General features: G+C 44.2%; 3 protein-coding genes (1 of these 3 cut by a window edge). All 3 read left to right on the plus strand.

The features are described 5' to 3' along the window. Tightly spaced (each overlapping or abutting the next), the 3 genes in view from H6G18_RS19125 to H6G18_RS19135 form a layout consistent with a single transcriptional unit that may run on beyond the window. Positions 1 to 7,563, plus strand: coding sequence for a type I polyketide synthase (locus tag H6G18_RS19125; protein WP_190408687.1), 7,563 nt, complete (start codon positions 1 to 3; stop codon positions 7,561 to 7,563). After that, positions 7,560 to 21,218, plus strand: a complete 13,659-nt coding sequence (locus H6G18_RS19130) for a non-ribosomal peptide synthetase/type I polyketide synthase (RefSeq protein WP_190408688.1) — start codon at positions 7,560 to 7,562, stop codon at positions 21,216 to 21,218. Before H6G18_RS19125 ends, H6G18_RS19130 begins: the two co-directional genes overlap by 4 nt. Then, positions 21,178 to 22,844: the 5' portion of a type I polyketide synthase gene (locus H6G18_RS19135; RefSeq protein WP_190408689.1), read on the plus strand. The gene runs 4,816 nt beyond the window's last position; the window shows 1,667 of its 6,483 coding nt (coding positions 1-1,667); it begins with the start codon at positions 21,178 to 21,180; its stop codon lies beyond the right edge, outside the window. The genes H6G18_RS19130 and H6G18_RS19135 overlap by 41 nt, the downstream gene beginning before the upstream one ends.

Raw genomic sequence — 22,844 nt, forward strand, 5'->3', positions numbered from 1 at the left:
ATGACACAATCAGAAAATTTAGTTGCAATCATTGGCATGGCGTGCCGATTTCCTGGGGCTAATAACTATCACCAGTTTTGGAACAATCTTGAGCAAGGAATCAATAGCATTACTGAAGTTCCTGCAAATCGGTGGAATATGGAGAAGTTATATTCTGCAAATCCCCATGAAATTAACAAAAGTATTAGTAAATGGGGTGGATTTATAGAAGATGCAGACAAATTTGATCCCTTGTTTTTTGGTATCTCTCCACGAGAAGCACAAATCATAGACCCTCAACAAAGGTTAATGCTTGAGCTTACTTGGTCATGTCTAGAAGATGCTGGATATTCCCCTACAGACTTATCAGGAGCTAATGTAGGTGTTTTTATCGGAGTTTGTAATTTTGACTATAAAGAATTACTGGAAAAGTACCAAAATCATATTGAAGGTCACATCGCCACCGGTACTTATACTTGTATTATTCCCAATCGTATATCCTACTTTTTCAATTTTCATGGCCCCAGCGTACCTGTAGACACAGCTTGTTCCAGCTCGCTTGTGGCACTTCATCAGGCAATCAATGCGCTGAAAGACAATGAATGTAAGCTAGCGTTAGTCGGTGGAGTCAGTGTGTTGTCTACTCCTACCTATTACGTTTCTTTCAGTAAATTGGGTATGTTATCACCGCAAGGACAATGTAAAACTTTTGATGCGGAAGCGGATGGTTATGTGCGAGGTGAAGGGGCAGGAGTTCTTTTATTAAAATCTCTGAAAAATGCAATTAAAGATAAAGATCATATTTATGGCGTGATTAGAGGAAGTGCTGTTAATCATGGCGGCGCTGCCCGGACTTTAACTTCTCCTAATGCTTATGCTCAATCACAAGTCATTCGCTCTGCATATACAAAGGCAAATATTCCACCTAATACAGTCTCTTACATCGAAACTCATGGTACAGGAACCCCATTAGGAGACCCAATTGAAATTAATGGCATCAAACGAGCATTTACGCAACTCTATCAACACTACAACATTCTCCCATCTCATGAAATTTATTGTGGATTAGGTTCTGTCAAGACAAATATTGGACATTTAGAAGCAGCAGCCGGCATAGCTGGAATAATTAAAGTTTTATTGGCAATGCAGCACAAGAAATTGCCGAAAATAATTAATTATCAGCAACTAAATCCACGAATTAAATTAGATAATAGTCCGTTTTACGTAGTAGAAGAAACAAAAGATTGGCAGCAGTTAAGGACAAAAGAAGGGGACTCGATCCCTAGACGATCTGGGGTAAGTTCCTTCGGTTTCGGCGGTGTTAATGCCCATATAGTTTTAGAAGAAGCACCAGCACCAGATTGTGTAGTGGCGGAAGTTGAGCGCCCTCTCCATGTATTGACGCTTTCGGCAAAAACTGAGGAGGCTCTCAAGGAACTTCTACAGTCTTATCAAAAGTATTTAAAATTAAATTTGGGAATACCACTAGCTGATACGTGCTTTACGACAAATACAGGGCGATCGCATTTTGATTATCGCCTTGCTGTCGTCGCTGAGTCCACCACCCACTTGCAAGCGCAACTACAAGCTTTTGCGGAAAATCAGGAAACTTTTGGTCTATATAGCAACTATCTACATAGAAATAATTCTCCCAAAGTAGCCTTTTTATTCACAGGTCAGGGGTCACAGTACATTGGTATGGGGCGCACGCTCTACAAGACACAGCCGACCTTTCGCGCCACCATTGACCGTTGTGAGGAAATTCTGCGCCCTTATCTAGATGTACCTTTGCTCAAAATTCTTTATCCAGAAGCAGGAGAAACTTCACCCATAGATGAAACAGCATACACTCAACCTGTTTTATTTGCCATAGAGTACGCCTTAGCAGAATTATGGCAGTCTTGGGGAATTAAATCCGCAGCAGTAATGGGTCATAGCGTCGGTGAATACGTAGCCGCTTGTGTCGCAGGGGTCTTCAGCCTGGAAGATGGTTTAAGGTTGATTGCCGCACGCGGACGACTGATGCAAGCGTTGCCTGCTAATGGAGAAATGGTGGCCTTGTTAGCCTCAGAATCTCAGGTTGTGCCAATTATTGCACCTTATGCAGATAAAGTAGCAATCGCTGCCTTTAACAGCCCTGAAAGTGTGGTTATCTCAGGAGAGCGCGATACTGTCCGCTTAGTGGTAGTAAAACTAGAAGCAATGGGAATCAAGGCTACACCTCTACAAGTCTCCCATGCTTTCCACTCTCCCCTCATAGAGCCAATGCTGGCGGAGTTTACGCGGGTGGCAAGTGAGATAACTTATTTCCCCCCGAAAATTGACTTCATTTCTAATGTCACTGGGGAGTTAGCAAAGGCTGAAGTAGCTACAGTTGAATATTGGTGTCAGCATATCCGGCAACCAGTGCGCTTTGCCGCAGGTATGGAAGCTCTGTATCGTGCTGGTTATGAAATTTTTGTAGAATGTGGAGCAAAACCGATTCTACTAGGAATGGGTCGCAAGTGCCTACCAGAAACAGTTGGTCTATGGCTGCCCTCTTTGCGTCCAGGGCAAGAAGATTGGCATCAAATACTCGACAGTTTAAGTCAGCTTTATTTGGCAGGCGTGCAGGTGAATTGGTCAGGCTTTGACCGAGACTATGAGCGACGAAAGGTTGCATTGCCGACATACCCGTTTCAACGCCAACGATACTGGATTGATACAAATCAAAAAGCATCAACTTCCAATTCTCTTCATCCCCTTTTGGGTCAACGGTTACGTTCAGCTCATCAAGATATTTTGTTTGAATCCTCCCTAGCTAGCGATGCACCGGCTTTTCTCCAGCATCATTGTGTTTACGAAAAAGCTGTTTTGCCTGCTGCTGCTTACTTAGAAATGGCGATAGTCGCTGCGATCGCTACGTTCAAATCTGAGAATTTAGTTATAGAGGATGTCATCATCTCTGATGCGCTGATTTTGCCAGCAGAGAAAATCCAAACAGTGCAGTTGATTTTGGGCCAAAACTCTGCGGAGTCTGCATTTAGGATTTATAGCTTGCAATCGGATGATGAATCATGGAAATTACATACCTCCGGCAAGATTGTAGTTAAAGAACAAAAGCCACAACTAGAGCAAGTAAACCTCTGCCAGTTAAGGAGTCGCTGTTTCCTAGAGATATCTGTCAAAGCTTACTATCAACAGTGTCAAGAGAGGGGCATTAATTACGGTGCAAGTTTCCAAGTTATTGAACAACTATGGCGGCAGCAAGGAGAAGCTTTAGGGCGCATTCGGATATCTGAGACATTAGTAGCCGAAGCTTTGGATTATCATCTGCATCCGGTGTTGCTGGATGGTTGCTTGCAAGTGGCGATCGCAGTTTTCCCTGAAACAGTAAAATCAGAAATTTATTTACCCGTAGCCGTAGAACGCTTAGAAGTCTACAACCATCTGGGGCTGAACCTGTGGAGTCATGCTCAGTTACGCCCTGTTAAAGCTTCTCATCCAGAAACTTTAATAGTTGATTTACGCTTGTACGATGAAAACGGGACTATCGTAGTCCGAGTTGATGGGCTTTCCTGTAAGCGAACCAGTCAACAAGCAATCTTGGGAACTAATGATAAATCTTGGTTAGACTGGCTTTATGAGGTGGAATGGCGACCCCAGGCGAATTTTAGCCGTTCTCTACCACGGGACTTTTTAGTAACTCCTAGTGAAATTAGCGATCGCCTCACACCTGTGCTAGCTGAGTTCAGTCCGCAACCGCAGCTATTCCATCAAATGGAAGCTTTGAGTGTTGCTTATGTTTTGTCTGCTTTCAAACAACTGGGATGGAAGTTTCAATCCCAGACAACCTTTAGTACTGCATTCATAGCAGAGCAATTAAGCATAGTTAGCCAACACTATCGACTACTAAATCGTCTACTAGAGATGTTGGTAGAAGTCGATATACTGCGACGAGTAGGACAAAAGTGGCAAGTAGTTTCAGTCCCGCAAATTCAAGATCCACAAGAGTATTGGATTACCCTGTTAGAGCAATACCCCAGCGCCCAAGCGGAGCTAACCTTGCTCAGGCGTTGCGGCTTGAAACTAGCAGAAGTACTGCAAGGAAATTGTCCTCCCTTAGAATTGCTATTTCCTGCTGGGGATGTCACAACAGCAGCCAGCTTATATGAAAATTCTCCCGCCTTCGCGCCCATGAATGTATTGGTGCAGAAGGCAATCTCCACTTTCTTGGAGCGTTTGCCTGCTCAACTTGGGGTGCGAATTTTGGAAATTGGCGCAGGTACTGGGGGAACAACCTCTTATATTCTGCCGCACCTCAACGCCCATCAAGTAGAGTATGTATTTACCGATATTGGCAGTTTTTTTACAACTCAGGCACAAAAGAAATTTCACAATTACCCCTTTGTGGAGTATCGGGTTTTAGATATTGAGAAACCACCTGAAAATCAAGAATTTAATTTACATGAATATGATTTAATCTTGGCAGCCAATGTACTCCATGCTACTAGAGATTTAACTTTCACGCTCAAACACGTACAGCAGTTATTGGCTCCTGGCGGGATGTTAGTCTTACTGGAAGGAACAGCCCGGAGGGGCTGGACAGACTTAACCTTTGGTTTACTGGATGGGTGGTGGAAATTTACCGACCACGATTTACGTCCAGAATATCCCTTACTTTCTGCTAACCAATGGTTAAAATTATTACAACAAACTGGATTTACAGAAGCTACAGCCCTTAGCTCTGACAAAGAGAATGTATTTCCACAATCGGTAATTGTGGCCCAAGTGCCATGTATAAATTCAGAACTCACAACATCTCAACCAAGCCATTGGCTAATTTTGGCAGATAGTTTTGGTATTGGTGAAGATTTAGCGAAATTACTACAGTCTCAAGGAGAAGTTTGTACTTTAGTCTTCCCTGGACAAGAGTATAAACAGCTACCAGATAAATTCATAGCAGACCCCAGCAACCCGACCGACTTTCAACAACTCCTCCAGGCATTAGCAACAAACCAGCCTTTGCGAGGAGTGGTGCATCTGTGGAGTTTGGACGCTAGAGGAGTAGATTTAGAGGTAGATACAAAAAAAGGATGTGCTAGTACATTACATCTAGTCCAAGCTTTGGTAAAAGCAGGATTTTCTACGCCGCCTTCCCTTTGGTTAGTAACCAAAGGTGCAGTACCAGCCACAACTCAAAACTTTCTAGGAGCAGCACAGTCTCCTTTATGGGGAATGGGAAAAGTCATTACTCTAGAACATCCAGAGCTTAACTGTGTGCGAGTGGATTTAGACCCCTACAAAGTCGAGAGTCAGGTACAAGACTTATTTGCAGAGATTTGGTTAGGTGTTGGCGAATATGAGGTGGCTTTCCGTGATGGTGTACGTCTAGTGGCTAGGTTAGTACGTAGCCGTTCAGTTGCCAACCGCTTGAATGTTCCTCATAACCAACCATTTCAACTCAGTATCTCAACGCGAGGACAACTAGAAAATTTACAACTACAGCCTAGCGATCGCTGTAAACCTCGTGCTGGTGAGTTAGAGATTCGAGTTTTCACCACCGGGCTGAATTTTAAAGATGTTCTCAATGCACTAGGCTTGTACCCTGGCGATCCTGGTTCATTGGGGCTGGAGTGTGCTGGTGAGGTGGTCGCTATTGGGGAAGGAGTAGAAGGTTTTGAGATTGGAGATGCAGTTTTAACTATTACTCCTGGCAGTTGCCAACAGTATGTCACAGTCAACGCTGCTCTAGTAGCCATGAAGCCAGAAACTCTCAGTTTCGAGGAGGCTGCAACCATCCCATCTGCTTTTTTAACAGCTTACTACACGCTACACCACCTGGCTAAAATCTCTCCTGGGGACAGGGTGTTGATTCATGCGGCTAGTGGCGGGGTAGGTCAAGCCGCAGTGCAACTAGCGCAGTTGGCTGGATCTGAAGTGTTTGCTACAGCTAGTAATGGTAAATGGGAATCTCTCAAGTCTTTGGGAGTAAAACATATTATGAACTCCCGTACCTTAGATTTTGCTGATCAAGTTATGGCAATTACTCAAGGTAAAGGGGTGAATATTGTCCTTAATTGTCTAACAGGAGAATTCATCCCTAAAAGTTTATCGATTCTCAGTCCTCAAGGTCGCTTTTTAGAAATTGGTAAAAGGGGCATTTGGGAAGCGGAGCGAGTAGTGAAACTCAGGTCTGATGTCTCTTATTTTGTGATTGATCTTATGGAGGTATGTCAACAACAGCCTGCTTTGATCAAGTCGCTGCTAAATCACTTGATGCAAAAATTCTCAGAGGGCAAACTCAAGCCTTTACCACGAAAGGTCTTTTCTATACAAGATGCAGTTAGTGCCTTTCGCTACTTCCAGCAAGCTAAACACATTGGCAAAATTGTTCTATCTCAGCAGTTAGTAGCCTTTTCTAGCGATCGCACTTATTTAATCACTGGCGGTTTAGGAGATTTAGGGTTATTGGTGGCTCGCTGGATGGTAGAAAAGGGAGCGCGTCATTTAGTGCTTGTGGGGCGTAGTATTGCTAATGATTCTGTGCAGAGTCAGTTGAGGGAGTTAGAGCAATCAGGTGCTAATGTCAGGGTAGTCCAAGCTGATGTTACTGATGCAGAGCAAGTCGCTCAAGTGCTGGCGGATATTGAGAGTTCCCAACCACCATTGCGGGGAGTTATTCACGCCGTTGGGGTTTTGGATGATGGTATTTTGTTGCAACAGAATTGGGAGCGTTTCCAACGAGTTATGGCTCCTAAAGTCCAAGGAGCATGGAATTTACACGTTTTGACCCAAAACCAGCCCTTAGACTTTTTTGTGTTATTCTCCTCTACTGCTTCTCTACTGGGCAATTCAGGTCAAGCCAACCATGCAGCAGCAAATGCCTTTCTGGATGCCCTAGCCTCTGCTCGTCGGGCTAAAGGATTACCAGGATTAAGCATCAATTGGGGCGCTTGGGCTGATTTCGGATCTGTCGTCAAACATCAGGTAGCCGAACAGTTCAAAATTAAGGGGATAGGAAGCATAGCCCCACAGCAGGGGTTGGAAGTGCTGGAAATGTTATTGTCTCAGCCCTTGGTTCAGGTTGGGGTAGCCTCTATCAACTGGGCGCAGTTTATGAAGCAATCACCACCTTTACCCTTCTTTGCTGACTTTACAGAAGTTTCTGAGCAGCCAGCGATCGCTCCTGTAAAATTCATCCAACAACTTCAAGCAGCTCAACAAAGCGATCGTCAAGAGCTTTTGATTGCTCATGTCCGCTCACAAGTCAACAAAGTTTTAGGTTTAAATCCATCTAAATCTCTAGATCCACAGCAGGGATTTTTCGAGATGGGGATGGATTCTCTCACATCTGTGGAATTGAGAAATCGTCTGCAAACCAGTCTGGGATGTACTTTGTCTCCCACCTTAATATTTGATTATCCCACTATGAAAACCCTGATTAATTATTTGACTCAGGAAGTATTAGTAACAGAATTCTCGCCAGCATCTCTCAAATCACAACTTAATAAAAAATCTGAGTTAGAAGAACTATCCCCAGATGACATTGCAGATTTACTAGCCCAAGAATTAGCAGCGATCGAGGAGGGCAAAGCTTTATGAGCAATAATTCCGTAAATACCGATCATCAATCTTTGATGAAAAAGGCACTGCTGGAACTTAGGGAAATGAAATCCCAACTGCAAACTTTAGAACGTGCCAAGACTGAACCTATTGCCATTATCGGGATGAGTTGCCGATTTCCCGGTAGCGCGAATAGTCCTGAAGCTTTCTGGCAGTTGCTATGCAATAAAGTAGATGCCATTACTGAAATACCGCCAGATCGATGGAATATTGATGCTTACTACGACTCAAACCCAGATACTCCGGGGAAAACATATACCCGGCATGGTGGGTTTGTCGATCGCTTACGTGAATTTGACTCTCAATTTTTCAACATCTCACCACGGGAAGCCGCCAGCCTTGACCCCCAGCAACGGCTGCTTCTAGAGGTCAGTTGGGAAGCACTGGAAAATGCAGGTTTATTACCCGAACAACTAGTTAACAGTCAAACTGGTGTATTTATTGGTATCTCTAGCAATGATTATTTTCAACGACTTTTGACTAGAGAGCCTACAGAAATTGACCCTTACTTAGCAACAGGTACTTCCCATAGCGTCGCATCGGGTCGCTTATCTTATATTTTAGGTTTACAAGGGCCAAGTTTATCAGTGGATACAGCTTGTTCCTCATCATTGGTAGCTGTTCATTTATCTTGTCAAAGTCTGCGTAATCAAGAGTGTGATTTAGCACTAGCAGGCAGTGTAAATCGACTCCTGTCACCAGAATATAGTATTAATTTCTCCAAAGCCAAAATGTTAGCTGCCGATGGTCGTTGTAAGACCTTTGATGCCTCAGCCGATGGCTTTGTGCGTGCGGAAGGCTGCGGAGTCATAGTCCTGAAGCGTTTGTCAGATGCAGTAGCTGATGGAGACAACATTTTAGCCCTAATTCGTGGTTCAGCAGTTAACCAGGATGGGCGCACCAGTGGACTAACTGTTCCCAATGGCCCGGCTCAACAAGCTGTGATTTCTCATGCCCTGAAGAATGCCAGGGTCAAGCCAGAGGAAATAAGTTATGTAGAGGCTCATGGCACTGGCACATCTTTGGGCGATCCGATCGAGGTGGGGGCGTTAGCAACAGTTTTTGGTAAGCACCGCTCCCCAGACCAGCCATTGATAATTGGTTCGGTAAAGACCAACATTGGTCACTTAGAAGCGGCATCTGGAATTGCAGGTTTAATCAAAGTGGTATTAGCTCTCAAGCATCAGGAAATTCCACCTAATTTACACTTTCAGCAGCCCAATCCTTATATTAGCTGGAATGAAATTCCGGTAGTCGTACCAACTGAACAAACGCCCTGGCGAGCAGGGACAACCCCTCGGTTGGCGGGAGTGAGTGCCTTTGGTTTTAGTGGCACTAATGCCCATTTAGTGCTGGAAGAAGCCCCACCATCCCCAGTAGTACCAGCAAATACAAAACGCTCATGGCATTTGTTGACATTATCAGCTAAGACACTAGAGGCGCTAAAGCAATTGTCACAGCGTTATCAAGATTATTTAGCCGCTAACTTAGATTTAGCTATAGAAGATATTTGCTTTAGTGCTAGTACCAAGCGATCGCACTTTAATCATCGGTTGAGTGTGGTGGCTGACTCGACTGCAACCATGAGGGACAAATTAGCTGCCTTTGTTACCGGACAAAAACTGCCAGGAATTTTCTGTGAGCAAGTGCTGGGTACGAGTCAACCGAAAGTAGCCTTTCTCTTCACGGGTCAGGGGTCACAATATATAGGCATGGGTCGTCAGTTATACGAGACAGATCCGAAATTTCGCCAAGTGCTTGATCGCTGTGATGAAATCCTGCGTCCTCTTGGGGAAAAATCAATCCTGTCAGTACTTTACCCACCAGGTACAAGTTCTCCCATCGATGAAACTGCCTATACTCAACCCATCTTATTTGCCTTTGAATATGCCCTAGCTGAGTTATGGAAATCTTGGGGCATAGAACCAGCAATAGTCATGGGTCATAGTGTGGGTGAGTATGTTGCTGCCTGTGTAGCGGGAGCATTCAGCCTGGAAGATGGTTTGCAGCTAATTGCTAAAAGAGCGCGTTTGATGCAAGCTTTACCCCAAGATGGTGAGATGGTAGTAGTCTTCGCCGATGAGAATCAGGTGCAAGCAGCCATTCAACCTTACGCACAGCAGGTAAGTATTGCCGCGATTAATGGCTTACAAAATATTGTCATTTCTGGCAGGCGTGAAGAAGTCAGAGCAATAATTGCTGCTTTGCAATTAAAAGGAATCGAAACTCAGCGTTTAAAAGTTTCTCATGCCTTCCACTCTCCTTTAATGGAACCGATGCTGGATGAGTTGGCAGAAGCTATTAACCAAGTTTCGCTGCAACCGCTTTGCTTACCACTCATTTCTAATTTAACTGGGGAACTGATACCGCCAGGGGTTGTACTTAACGCTCACCATTGGCGAGAACACACTCGCCAAGCTGTGAAATTCAGCGCCGGCATTGATTATCTATTACAACAAGGTTACGAGTTGTTTCTAGAAATAGGATCGAAGCCGATTCTATGCAGTATGAGTCAACGCGATCGCTCCACAACAAACGCGCTTTGGCTACCTTCTTTAAACCCAATTAAGCATGACTGGCAAGTGTTAGAGGAAAGCCTTGCTACTTTGTACGTCCGGGGAGCAGATATCAACTGGATCGAGTTCAATCGGGACTACTCACAAAATCGGGTATCACTTCCTACATATCCCTTTCAGCAAAAAATTCACTGGTTTGATGACAAGAGTGTACTGATGAAAACAAAAGACTCCAACTCCCAGGCAAATACTTCCTTTCAAACCACCCAGCGAGACAAAATCTTGGGAACATTGAGTTTGTTAATTGCCAATTTGCTGCAATTGTCCCCACTGGAAGTAGATATTTATAAACCTTTTCTAGAAATGGGGGTTGATTCCATTGTCCTTGCTAATGCAACGCGCAGCATTGAAAATACCTATGGAATGAAGATTGCCATGCGCCAGTTCTTTGAAGAATTGACAACACTGGATGCACTGGCAAATTACATCAACCAAAATTTAGGCGAACAGCAAACTGAAATCGATGCGCCACAGCCTCAAGTACAATTGCCGCAGCCAATTCAACCGCCTATCGTTGTCACACCTACACCAGAACCGGAAAATCAACAGATAGTACCAGAGACAGGGCTACAAGGAATTATCCAGCAGCAGCTTCAGGTAATGTCTCAGATCATGTCGCAGCAGTTAGAAGTCTTAAGCAACAACAAATTACCTCCCAAGCGATCGCCTTCATCAGAAACTAATACTGTCGATTCTCAAGAGCAACCGCAGCATCACCAAGTTGCTCAATCGGCAGATGCTACTACTCAACCTGAGTTGCCAGCAAGTACCCCTCCATCTTCCTCAGCTATTCCTTTTTGGCAAGTTGAACAATCCCAGTCCAGACAATTGCATCCCCAACAACAGCATCATTTGGAAACTCTGATCGCTCGTTATACCCAACGGACTGAAAAATCAAAACAACTAGCACAAGCCTATCGGCCAATTTGGGCAGATAGGAGAGCATTAAACCAGTTTCGTTTGGAAACCAAAGAGATGTGTTATCCCATAGTGGGCGATCGCTCTTTGGGATCAAAGTTTTGGGATATCGATGGCAATGAATATATAGACTTAACAATGGGTTTTGGTGTCCACCTTTTTGGTCATAATCCCCCCTTTATTACTGAGGCTTTGGCAGAGCAGTTACAGCAAGGGATACAAATTGGCACTCAATCAAAAATTGCTGGTGAAGTAGCCCAATTGATTTGTAAACTAACGGGTGTAGAGCGAGTTACCTTCTGTAATACAGGAACAGAGGCAATGATGACAGCCGTGCGTTTGGCACGCGCAGCCACAGGCCGCTCTAAGATTGCTATATTCAGCTGCTCTTACCACGGACATTTTGATGGTGTTTTGGCGATCGCAGAAAATATCAATGGGGAATTAAGCTCTGCACCGATGGTTCCTGGGGTATTGCAATCTATGGTTGATGATGTTTTAGTTCTCACCTATGATGCGCCCCAATCTCTGGAAATTATCAAAAATTACGCTCATGAATTGGCTGCTGTTTTGGTTGAACCGATACCAAGCCGCCGGCCGGATCTACAACCCAAAGCATTTTTGCAACAATTACGGCATTTAACGCAAGAAACTGGAATTGCATTAATTTTCGATGAAATAGTCACAGGTTTTCGTATTCATCCTGGTGGAGCGCAAGCTTGGTTTGGTATTCAAGCAGACATCATCGCTTATGGTAAGCTCATCGGCGGTGGGATGCCCATTGGCATTATTGCTGGTAAGGCGACTTACATGGATAGAATTGATGGCGGTTTGTGGCGTTACGGTGATGATTCATATCCTGCGGTTGAAACAACATTTTTTGCTGGGACTTTCTCCAAGCATCCATTAGCTATGGTGGCAGCACGAGCTGTACTCAAGTACTTGAAGATGCAGGGAACCGCACTTCACGAGCAGTTGAATCAGAGAACATCACGGTTAGCCGAAACCCTCAACGCTTACTTTGAAGCACAGAAAATTCCCATTAAAGTCTTATATTGTGGTTCAATTTTACGTTTTACTTTCTTAGGAAATATTAGTTATCTATATCAGCCGTTAGAGATGGATTTACTCTTCTATCATCTAGCACAGAAGGGAATTTACATCTGGGAAGCACGCTCCTGTTTTCTATCCACGGCGCATACAGAAGAAGATATTGATTATATAATTCAAGCTTTTAAGGATTGTATATATAACTTGCAACAGGGAGGTTTTTTCTCCAAGCATTCCCCAACTGCGACTCAAAAAAGTCAGCATTTGCCATCAGAGGCGATGCTAACACCAAAAAGCATTAGCGATCGCCTCAGACCAGAATTCACTCAATTGCCCTCCCAGCAAAATTTAGATGCTTACAAACAGTTATTAACCAAACTGGAAGACTTGAGCATCAACTATGTTCTCAGGGCTTTTGCACAAATGGGATGGAATTTCTCTCTTCACCATCGCTTTTCAACGCTATTAGCTGCAAAGCAAATGGGCGTAGTCGAGCAATATCAGCCGTTACTCAATCACTTACTTTTTATGCTGGCAGAAGTGGGGGTGCTGCGTCACGTAGACGGAGAGTGGGAAGTTACCCAACTGCCAAAGCATACAGACTTACAAGAACCAGAGATTGCAACTTTAATTCAACAGTACCCAATCGCCAAAGCTGAACTGACTTTGTTGGGGCGTTGTGGGCAAAGACTAGCACAGATACTACAAGGAGAATGCCACGCTCTGCAAGTGTTATTTCCCCAAGGAGATTTAAGCACAACAACCCAGCTTTATCAAGATTCTCCTGGGGCTGTAGTCATAAATACCTTGGTGCAGAAAGTTATTTCTACAGCTTTACAGCATCGGCAAGGACGAAAAGTCAGAATCCTAGAAATTGGCGCTGGTACTGGCGGCACAACTTCACATATTCTGCCTTATCTGGGCGATGAAACTAAGTATGTATTTACGGATATCTCTCCCTTGTTCGTCTCTAAGGCAGAGAAAAAATATAGTAATTACTCTAATATTAAATGTCAAATTTTAGATATTGAGCAAGAACCTTCTACTCAAGGCTTTGGTGTTCATGAGTATGATTTGGTGATAGCAGCCAATGTACTCCACGCTACTCAAAATCTCAGACAAACAATCAACCATGTGCAGCAGTTATTAGCTCCTGGTGGATTACTTCTTTTAGTAGAGACAACAGCTCCCCAACGCTGGTTAGACCTAACTTTTGGGTTAACAGCAGGTTGGTGGAAATTTGCTGACCATGATTTGCGACCTGCCTACCCCTTGCTTTCTGCAGGGCAATGGCGGCAACTACTACAGGATAATGGATTTAGGGAAGCTGTCACCATTCCCCATGAGATGGAAGAAACCAGACTTTTATCTCAACAAGCTCTGATTATTGCCCAAGTAGCAGACACAATTCCCTTGAATGCAGCCCAAAAACAATTAGGTATTTTGGCACAAATGGGGAACGATGCTTCGCTAGCATACAATGTTTCCCTTGGTCTGGAGTTGAAAGGTTTGTTGAATCAAGGGGCAATAACTCAAGCTATCCAAACAATTGTTAACCGTCACGAAGCTCTACGTACAGTTATCAGCAGCCAGAACGATTTGCAGGAGATTTTACCATCTCTAATAGTAGAGGTTCCTTTAATTGACTTTTCTAATTTAAATAATAGCGATCGCAATTTGCAAGTAGCTGATTGGTTCCAAAAAGAAAACCAACAACCTTTCGACTTTAACCAAAAACCCCTCTGTCGCTTCTCAATTCTCAAACTAGAGCCACAACTGCATTTGTTGGTTTTGACTATTCATCACATTATTGTTGATGGTTGGTCAATGGGCATCATCCTCAAGGAGTTAGGTGCATTATATTCTGCTCAGTGCCAGGGTGCTGATTGCCACTTAAAGCCATCTATGCAATTTAAAGAATATCTGCAATGGCAAGAGCAACAAAGCCAAACTGAGGCAATGGCAGTCCATGAATCTTACTGGTTAGAACAATTTGCTGGCTCCATCCCCATTTTAGACCTACCCACTGACCATTCTCGCCCCCCCATCAAAACCTATAAGGGTAGCAGACAAACGATGCGGCTTAACCCTAGCCTGACTAGTGATGTCAAACGGTTCAGCGTAGACAATGGCTGCACTCTATTTATGACTCTTCTATCAGCCTATGGAGCTTTGCTGCACCGATTAACAAACCAAAACGATATCATCATCGGTACTCCCACAGCCGGACGCTCTTTTGCTGGCAGTGAAGAATTAGTAGGTTATTGCGCTCATATACTACCTATTAAAAGTTCTATTGTTGACTCTTTAACAATCGGAGAATACGTAAAAAATCTCAAATCTCAATTATTCAATGCTTACGAACATCAGGATTATCCCTTTGCCAAGCTAATTGACAAACTTAATATAGCCAGAGATGCCAGCCGCTCCCCTTTAATTGCGACAACATTTAACTTCGACCAACCTGTTTTTCTGCCCAAGATGTTTGGGCTGGAGACAGATTTATTCCCTAAACCTATTAGTTTTACTCCATTTGATCTCAGCTTGAATGTTGTCGAGATAGATGGTGAATTGCTGTTGGATTTTGATTACAACACAGACTTATTTGCAGCTGCCACAATTGAGCGCATCATGGGGTATTTTCAAACCTTGCTGCAAGGAATTGTGACTGATTCTCAGCAATATCTGACGCAATTGCCCTTACTATCTGCTACTGAGCAGTATCAGCTGCTGGCGCAATGGAATAACACCCAGGTAGCCTATCCCCAAGATAAATGTATCCATCAATTATTTGCAGAGCAAGTCGAGCAAGAGCCAAATGCTGTAGCAGTAATATTTGGAGATGAGCAACTAACTTATCAAGAGTTGAACATCCGCGCTAACAAAATAGCCGGTCATTTGCAAAGCTTGGGTGTAGGCTCAGAGATGCTGGTGGGTATCTGCGTTGAGCGTTCTTTAGAGATGGTAGCAGGGCTATTGGGAATTCTCAAAGCTGGTGCAGCTTATCTACCTTTAGATATAGGATATCCCCAAGAGCGGCTTGCTTTGATGTTGGAGGATGCCCAAGTTTCAGTTTTGTTAACTCAACAGTCGTTACTTGAGAAATTACCTGCTTGCAGTGCCAAGGTCGTTTGTTTAGATTCTGACTGGGAACTAATTAACGAAAACAGTGAAGAAAATCCCCACAGTGCCATAACAGCCGACAATTTAGCTTATGTTATGTACACTTCAGGGTCTACTGGTAAACCAAAGGGTGTTAGCATCATCCATCGTGGTGTAGTAAGGTTAGTCAAAGCAGCTAACTATGCTCATCTCACTCCAGCAGAAGTTTTTTTACAACTGGCTCCCATATCATTTGATGCCTCGACTTTTGAGATTTGGGGTTGTTTACTCAACGGTGGACGGTTAGTGGTTTCCCCTGCTCACACACCGTCTTTAGAGGAGTTAGGGCAAATTATTCAGCAATACCAAGTCACAACCCTATGGTTGACCGCAGGCTTATTCAACTTAATGGTAGATTGGCGACTGGAGGATTTAAAGCCTGTACGTCAATTGTTGGTAGGAGGTGATACTCTATCTGTTTCCCACGTCCAGAAAGCTTTACAAGAGTTGCCAAACTGTCAGTTAATTAACGGTTATGGGCCAACAGAAAACACGACCTTCACTTGCTGTTTCCCGATCACAAACTCCAGCCAACTTGGTCTTTGTGTCCCCATTGGTCGCCCAATTTCTAATACTCAAGTTTATATTCTCAATCGCCATCTGCAATTAGTTCCCATTGGCGTGATTGGTGAACTATATGTTGGTGGTGCTGGTCTTGCCAGAGGTTATCTCCATCGCCCTGATTTGACTACAGAGAAATTCATTAATCACCCTTTCAGGAATGAACCAGGGACACGTCTCTACAAAACTGGTGACTTAGCTCGTTACCTAGCCGACGGTAACATTGAGTTTATTGGTCGCATCGATAACCAAGTAAAAGTACGGGGCTTCAGGATTGAACTGGAAGAAATTGAAGCTGTGTTAGCTCAACATCCCAATGTACTCCAGACAGTAGTTACTACCCAGGAAGACAAAATAGGTAATCAGCAACTAGTGGCTTATATCGTCACGCAGCCAGACAAAGCGCCTAGCACCACTACAATGCGCGACTTTCTCTTGGAGTTGTTGCCCGATTATATGGTTCCCTCTACTTTTGTTGTATTGGATACTTTGCCTTTAACTCCGAATGGGAAAGTAGACCGTCGAAATCTACCAGCACCAGATCCAGACCAGAGGAATTACCAAGTAGATTTTGTACCACCAAATACCTCTACTGAAGAGATGTTAGCTAATATCTGGGCTGATATCTTAGAAGTTCAAAAAATAGGCATTGACGACAACTTCTTTGAATTAGGAGGCAATTCCCTACTAGCTACCCAGATTGTTTCTCGCATCCGCGCTGCCTTTGCAGTCGAATTGCAATTATCAGATGTGTTTGCCGCTCCTACGATCGCCCAGTTGGCTGCTAAGATTGTCAACGTCTTCAGCGATTCCTGCGGTATTCTACCCCAGATACTTCCTAGAGCGATCGCAGGTGATGCACCTTTGTCTTTTGCTCAAGGGCGTTTATGGTTCTTAAATAATTTTGACCCAGGCAATCCTGCATACAATATCGTTATCAGTTATCGTATTCACGGCAGCTTAAACGCAGATATCCTAGCAGATGCCTTACAAGCGATCGCTACGCGTCAAGAATCTTTACGCACCTGCTTTCCTATAATTAATGGAGAGCCAGTACAAAGAATCGAGTCATCGGTGCAGGTAGCGCTCAACGTCATTGAGATTACAGATGAAAACACCATTGCAGAGATTTGCAAGGATGAATATCTCTGGCGTTACGATTTGAGCCAAACACCACTTTTCCGCTTTACCCTGCTTAAACTCAAGGCAGACGAGTACATTTTCCTGATCAATTTGCATCACATCATCGCTGATGGTTGGTCAATTGGAGTCTTTAACCGTGAACTCAGTCAGCATTACCAAGCAGTTCTCACCAAAGAAACGCCACACCTACCCGAATTGTCAATAAGCTACGCTGATTTTGCTGTTGGTCAACGTGCCTGGCTACAAGGTGAGGTACAAGAAAAGCAACTTGCTTACTGGAAATATCAATTAGCAGGGTTGCCACCTTTAAAATTACCTAAAGACTATGCGCGTCCAGAGGTGCAGACCTTCGTTGGTGCTAGCGTACAGTTCCATTTAACCACTGAGATAGCGATCGCCCTAGAAAAACTGAGCCAGAAACATAGTGCCACCCTGTTCATGACTTTGGTAGCGGCCTTTTTTGTTCTACTCTACCGCTACTCAGGTCAAGAAGACATAGCAATAGGAACGCCGATCGCCAACCGCAACCGTAGCGAAATCGAAAATCTCATTGGCTTTTTCGTGAATACATTGGTGCTGCGTTGTCAAGTTTCCCAAGACATGACTTTTTCAGACTTGTTGCAACAGGTACGCCAAGTTACCCAAGCAGCTTATGCACGGCAAGACTTTCCTTTTGAGCAGGCAGTAGAGGTACTGGCTCCAGAAAGGGATAGTAGCCAAAATCCGTTGATCCAAGTGATTTTCGCTTTTCAGAATGCGTCCATGAAACCATCAGTTATCCCTGGTTTGGAGATTGCCACCAGTGATTTTCAGGCACATACTGTACGTTTTGACCTAGAGATGCATCTGTTACAGGCTGACGATGGATTAACTGGTTATCTAATTTATAATACTGATCTGTTTCAGGCTGCGACCATCGAGAAATTAGCCAGCCACTATGTCAATTTATTGCGATCGCTCAGTACTGATGCTGATCAAAATATTCAACAAGTGGCAATTCTCGAAACTGCGGAAAAGATGGAATTGCTCAAAGCCGGGCGACATAACTGGCAGATTTCATACCCACGAGACAAGACAATCCACGAACTTTTTGCAGCCAAAGCAGCTGAACAAGCAGAGGCAGTTGCCCTGGTCTATGGAGAACAAACGCTGACCTACGAATCGCTAAACGCTAGAGCTAATCAGCTTGCCCGATATTTGCAAACCTTGGGTGTGACACCAGAAACGTTAATCGGAATCTACCTGGAACGGGGGATAGATAGCATAGTGGCAATGCTGGCGATTCTCAAGGCTTCTGCTGGCTATGTTCCTCTTAACCCAGAAGATCCATCGGCACGCATTCAATTTATTGTCCAAGATACAAACCTTGACCTGATTATCACTGACAGTCAAACGGTACAACAGCTACCCAAAGAATTTAAAGGCATTGCACCACAACTAGTTTGCCTAGACCAAAACCAAGGCATCATCGCGGCTCAACAGGAAACTAACTTACCTGTGCAAATTGGTGCTGAAAATCTTTGTTATATCATGTATACTTCTGGCTCTACCGGACAGCCTAATGGCGTGAGTGTAGTCCATCGCGGTGTAGTGCGACTAGTGAAAGAATGCAACTACGTTAAACTGGATGCATCAGAAGTACTCTTACAATTAGCACCATTAACTTTTGACGCTGCTACTTTTGAAATTTGGGGTGCGTTGTTGAACGGAGGTCGTTTAGTAATTGCCACACCCAGCCGTCCCTCCTTAAAAGAATTAGGGCAACTGATTCAGCAACAAGGCATAACCACTGCTTGGCTAACTGCCAGTTTATTTCATTTGATGGTTGACGAAAATATTGATGGGCTGCGAGGACTTCGCCAACTCCTTGCTGGAGGCGATGTACTTTCTGTGCAGCAGGTTCGACGAGCATTAACCCATCTTGGTAGTGACTGCGTAATCATTAATGGCTACGGCCCCACAGAGAACACAACTTTCAGTTGCTGTCATGGGATGCAAGACATTTCCGACTGTGATGGAGAGCAAGTTCCCATTGGCCAGCCAATCTCTAACACCTACGTTTACATCCTTGATACTCAGCGAGAACCCGTTCCAGATGGTGTTGTTGGGGAATTGTACGTTGGTGGAGATGGTTTGGCGCGGGGTTACTGGCGACGACCAGATTTAACAACAGAAAATTTTATCCCAGATCCTTTTAGTTTAGATCCTCACGCCAAAATCTATCGCACCAGGGATCTTGTCCGCAGACGTGCCGATGGTATCCTTGAATTTGTCGGTCGTGTAGATGATCAGCTGAAAATCCGTGGCTTTCGGATTGAACCCACCGAAATCCAATCTTGTCTGGCTCAACATCCAGCAGTTCGAGACTCTTTAGTTTTAGCTGTAGGTTCTCAAACTGAGGATAAAGCTTTAGTTGCTTATGTTGTACCCAAACCAGAATTTGTTTCCACAGTGGTTAACGAGAACAATAGCGAGTCATTGTTGGAACATCAAAAAGCTAACTGGGCAGAATTATTTGACAAGCACCTTTATACCCAGTCCCATGTCACATCTGACCCCACCTTCAACCTAACTGGCTGGGTTGATAGTTACACAGGAGAACCCATTCCTGTAGCTCAGATGCGAGAATGGTTAGACTATCGCATCGAGCAAATCCTCTCTTACCAACCAAAACAGGTGTTAGAAATTGGTTGCGGTACTGGGCTGGTGTTGTTCCGACTTGTGCCTGTGGTAGAAAAATATGTCGGCATTGATATCTCTCAAGTTGGCTTAGACTACATTACAGAATATCTGCAAAACAAACCTGCGGAATCAGAAAAGGTAGAATTACACCTTGCTAGTGCAGAACAAATCAAAGGACTGTATCAACAAAAGTTTGATACTTGTATTGTGAATTCCACGGTTCAATACTTTCCTAGTGCCGACTATTTAATTAACGTTTTAGAAATTGCTATTGAGGCAATGAAACCAGGCGGTACAATTTATCTAGGTGATATCCGTAACCTAGCTACACTAGAAGCCTTTCATGCTGCTGTGGCATTGCGTCGGGCAGAAGACTCGACTTCCAAAAGCGAGTTACAGCGTCGTGTACGCCAACGGGTCTTCCACCAGAATGAGTTGTTAGTAGATCCCCGCTTCTTCCAAGCATTAAAACAACTTTTCCCCCGCATATCTCATGTCAAAATTCAACTCCAGCGTGGTAGTGCTTTCAACGAATTAACTCGCCACCGTTACGATGTAATTATTCAGCTCGACGGCAACGATGAGAAATCTGTAGGACGGGAAATCTGTTTAGATTGGCGCATAGATCAAATCAGTATGACCTCTCTTCCAGCTCGTCTGCGGAACCGAGATTGGCATCGATTGACTGTGCGAAACATACCCAATGCCCGCATGGTAGAGGATTTGCAGGCTGTAGATTGGCTGAGGGACAACGGTGAACCCAACACAGTTGGGGCATGGCGAGCTAAAAATCAGGAACAGCCTGACAGTGATGCGGTGAATCCTAATGATTTAGTGATCATGGCTAGAGAGATGGGGTTGGATGTGGAGATTAACTGGGCTTTATCGGGAAATCTCCAGTATTTTGATACAACTTTCCAAATTGCTGCCCCACAACCCCAACAGCCTCATCAAAAGACAATCAAGTCCACTCTACGCGCCCTTAACCCCAATTCCTTGCCAGATTTGACGCGCATGGCTAACCTGCCGCTACAAGGTGAACTCAGTTCCTTATTAGGGCCGCAGTTAAGGGAATATCTGCACGCCCATTTGCCCGACTATATGATTCCCACTTACATCTTGATTCTGAGCCACCTTCCCCTCAAACCATCGGGCAAAGTTGATCGAGTGGCGCTACCACAAACACATGATTTGACTTTAAATAACCAGAAACAAAGGAGTCTGCCGGAACATGGCATTGAACAGAAGATTGCTCAAGTGTGGCAGGACATCCTGCAAATCGAAAACGTCAGCAGAGAGGATAACTTCTTTGATTTGGGTGGTAACTCCTTAACAATGGTACGAGTCTGTAGCATTCTCCAAAAAACCTTAGAGATGGAACTAAGTGTTGTAGAGATGTTCCAATATCCGACAATTCGCAAATTGGCAGATCATCTCAAAACCAGAGAAGGCAAAATCACCCGGTCTACACCTGAGAAAACTCGGTCACAACAACAGCAGAATGCTTATCACACAGTTACTTTTCCCAGAAAAAGGAGATGACCCCATGACTGAACAGCAAAATTTGGATAACTTAGCTATTGCTGTAATTGGCATGGCTGGAAAATTTCCGGGTGCAGACGACCTCGATTCATTCTGGAAAAATCTGTGCAATGGAGTGGAATCAATACGTCATTTTACAACCGAGGAATTACTAGATGTTGGAGTTAATCAAACAACAGTTAGTGATTCTCACTACGTAGCAGCAAAGGGCGTTTTGTCAGATATCGACCTATTTGATGCAGATTTTTTTGGGGTCAATCCTCACGAAGCCGAGTTGATGGACCCGCAACATCGCTTATTTTTGGAAACTGCATGGACGGCGCTGGAAAATTCAGGATACGATCCGCACCGATATGATGGTTGGATAGGTGTTTACGCAGGTTCTGGTAATACAACATACCTAAACCATGTTCTACAGGATAGCGAGGATCTCAATCTGAGAGCCGGACAAACTCATGTCTTTTTTGGCAATTACCCTGATTTCTTTGCCTCTAGAGTAGCTTACAAATTAGGTCTGAAAGGCCCGGCTGTGGTCGTTCGCACAGCCTGCTCAACTTCACTGGTTGCCATCAATATGGCTTGTCAGTCGCTGCTTAACTATCAGTGTGATATGGCCTTAGCTGGTGGTTGCTCAATTCATGTGCCGCAAAAAGCAGGCTATGTCTATGAAAAGGGCGGAATTTTATCGCCAGATGGACATTGTATGACGTTCGATCAACGTGCTGCTGGTACTGTTCCTGGTGACGGAGTAGGTATATTAGTTCTCAAACGGCTTGATGATGCTTTGCAAGACCAAGACAACATCCTCGCCATTATTAGAGGTTTTGCTCTCAACAACGATGGCTCAGACAAAGTAGGTTTCACTGCTCCCAGCGTCGATGGTCAAGCTGAGGTTATTTCCCTGGCCCATGAAATGGCAGGGGCAGATTTTGAGGCTGTTGGTTATATCGAAGCTCACGGTACAGCTACTCCATTAGGCGATCCTGTTGAGGTCGCAGCCTTAACTCAAGCTTTCCGACAAAAGACCCAAAAAATTAACTTTTGTGCTATCGGGTCAGTCAAAACTAATATTGGACACTTGGATGCGGCGGCTGGAGTCGCTAGTGCGATCAAAACTATTCTCTCACTGCGTCATGGATTGCTGTTACCCAGTCTGCATTTTCAAACCCCCAACCCAAAAATAGATTTTGCTCACAGTCCCTTTTATGTAAATACGACATTGAAGGAATGGCCTCAGCAAGATCAACCACGACGGGCGGGTGTAAGTTCCTTTGGGATGGGTGGAACTAATGCTCACTTGGTTTTGGAAGCAGCCCCAAGCCATAAAAGTGAATCTCAGGCTGATACTTTTCAGGTGCTACCGCTCTCGGCTAAAACTCCCGAAGCATTAGAACAACTGACACATAATTTAGCTGATTATTTAACTTCTCATCCAGATATCTGTCTCAATGATGTAGCTTATACATTACAGGTAGGTCGCGCTCAACACTCGTGCCGACGGGCAATTATCTGTAAAACCCATGCCGAAGCTATTGAAGGTTTGCGCGGTGTTGGCGTTAATCAGGTAAATTTGCTGCCTAAAGAGAATGTTCGCCAACCGATTTTTATATTCCACGGTTTAGGGAC

The organism is Anabaena subtropica FACHB-260 (assembly GCF_014697105.1).
Taxonomy (GTDB): Bacteria; Cyanobacteriota; Cyanobacteriia; order Cyanobacteriales; family Nostocaceae; genus Trichormus; species Trichormus subtropicus.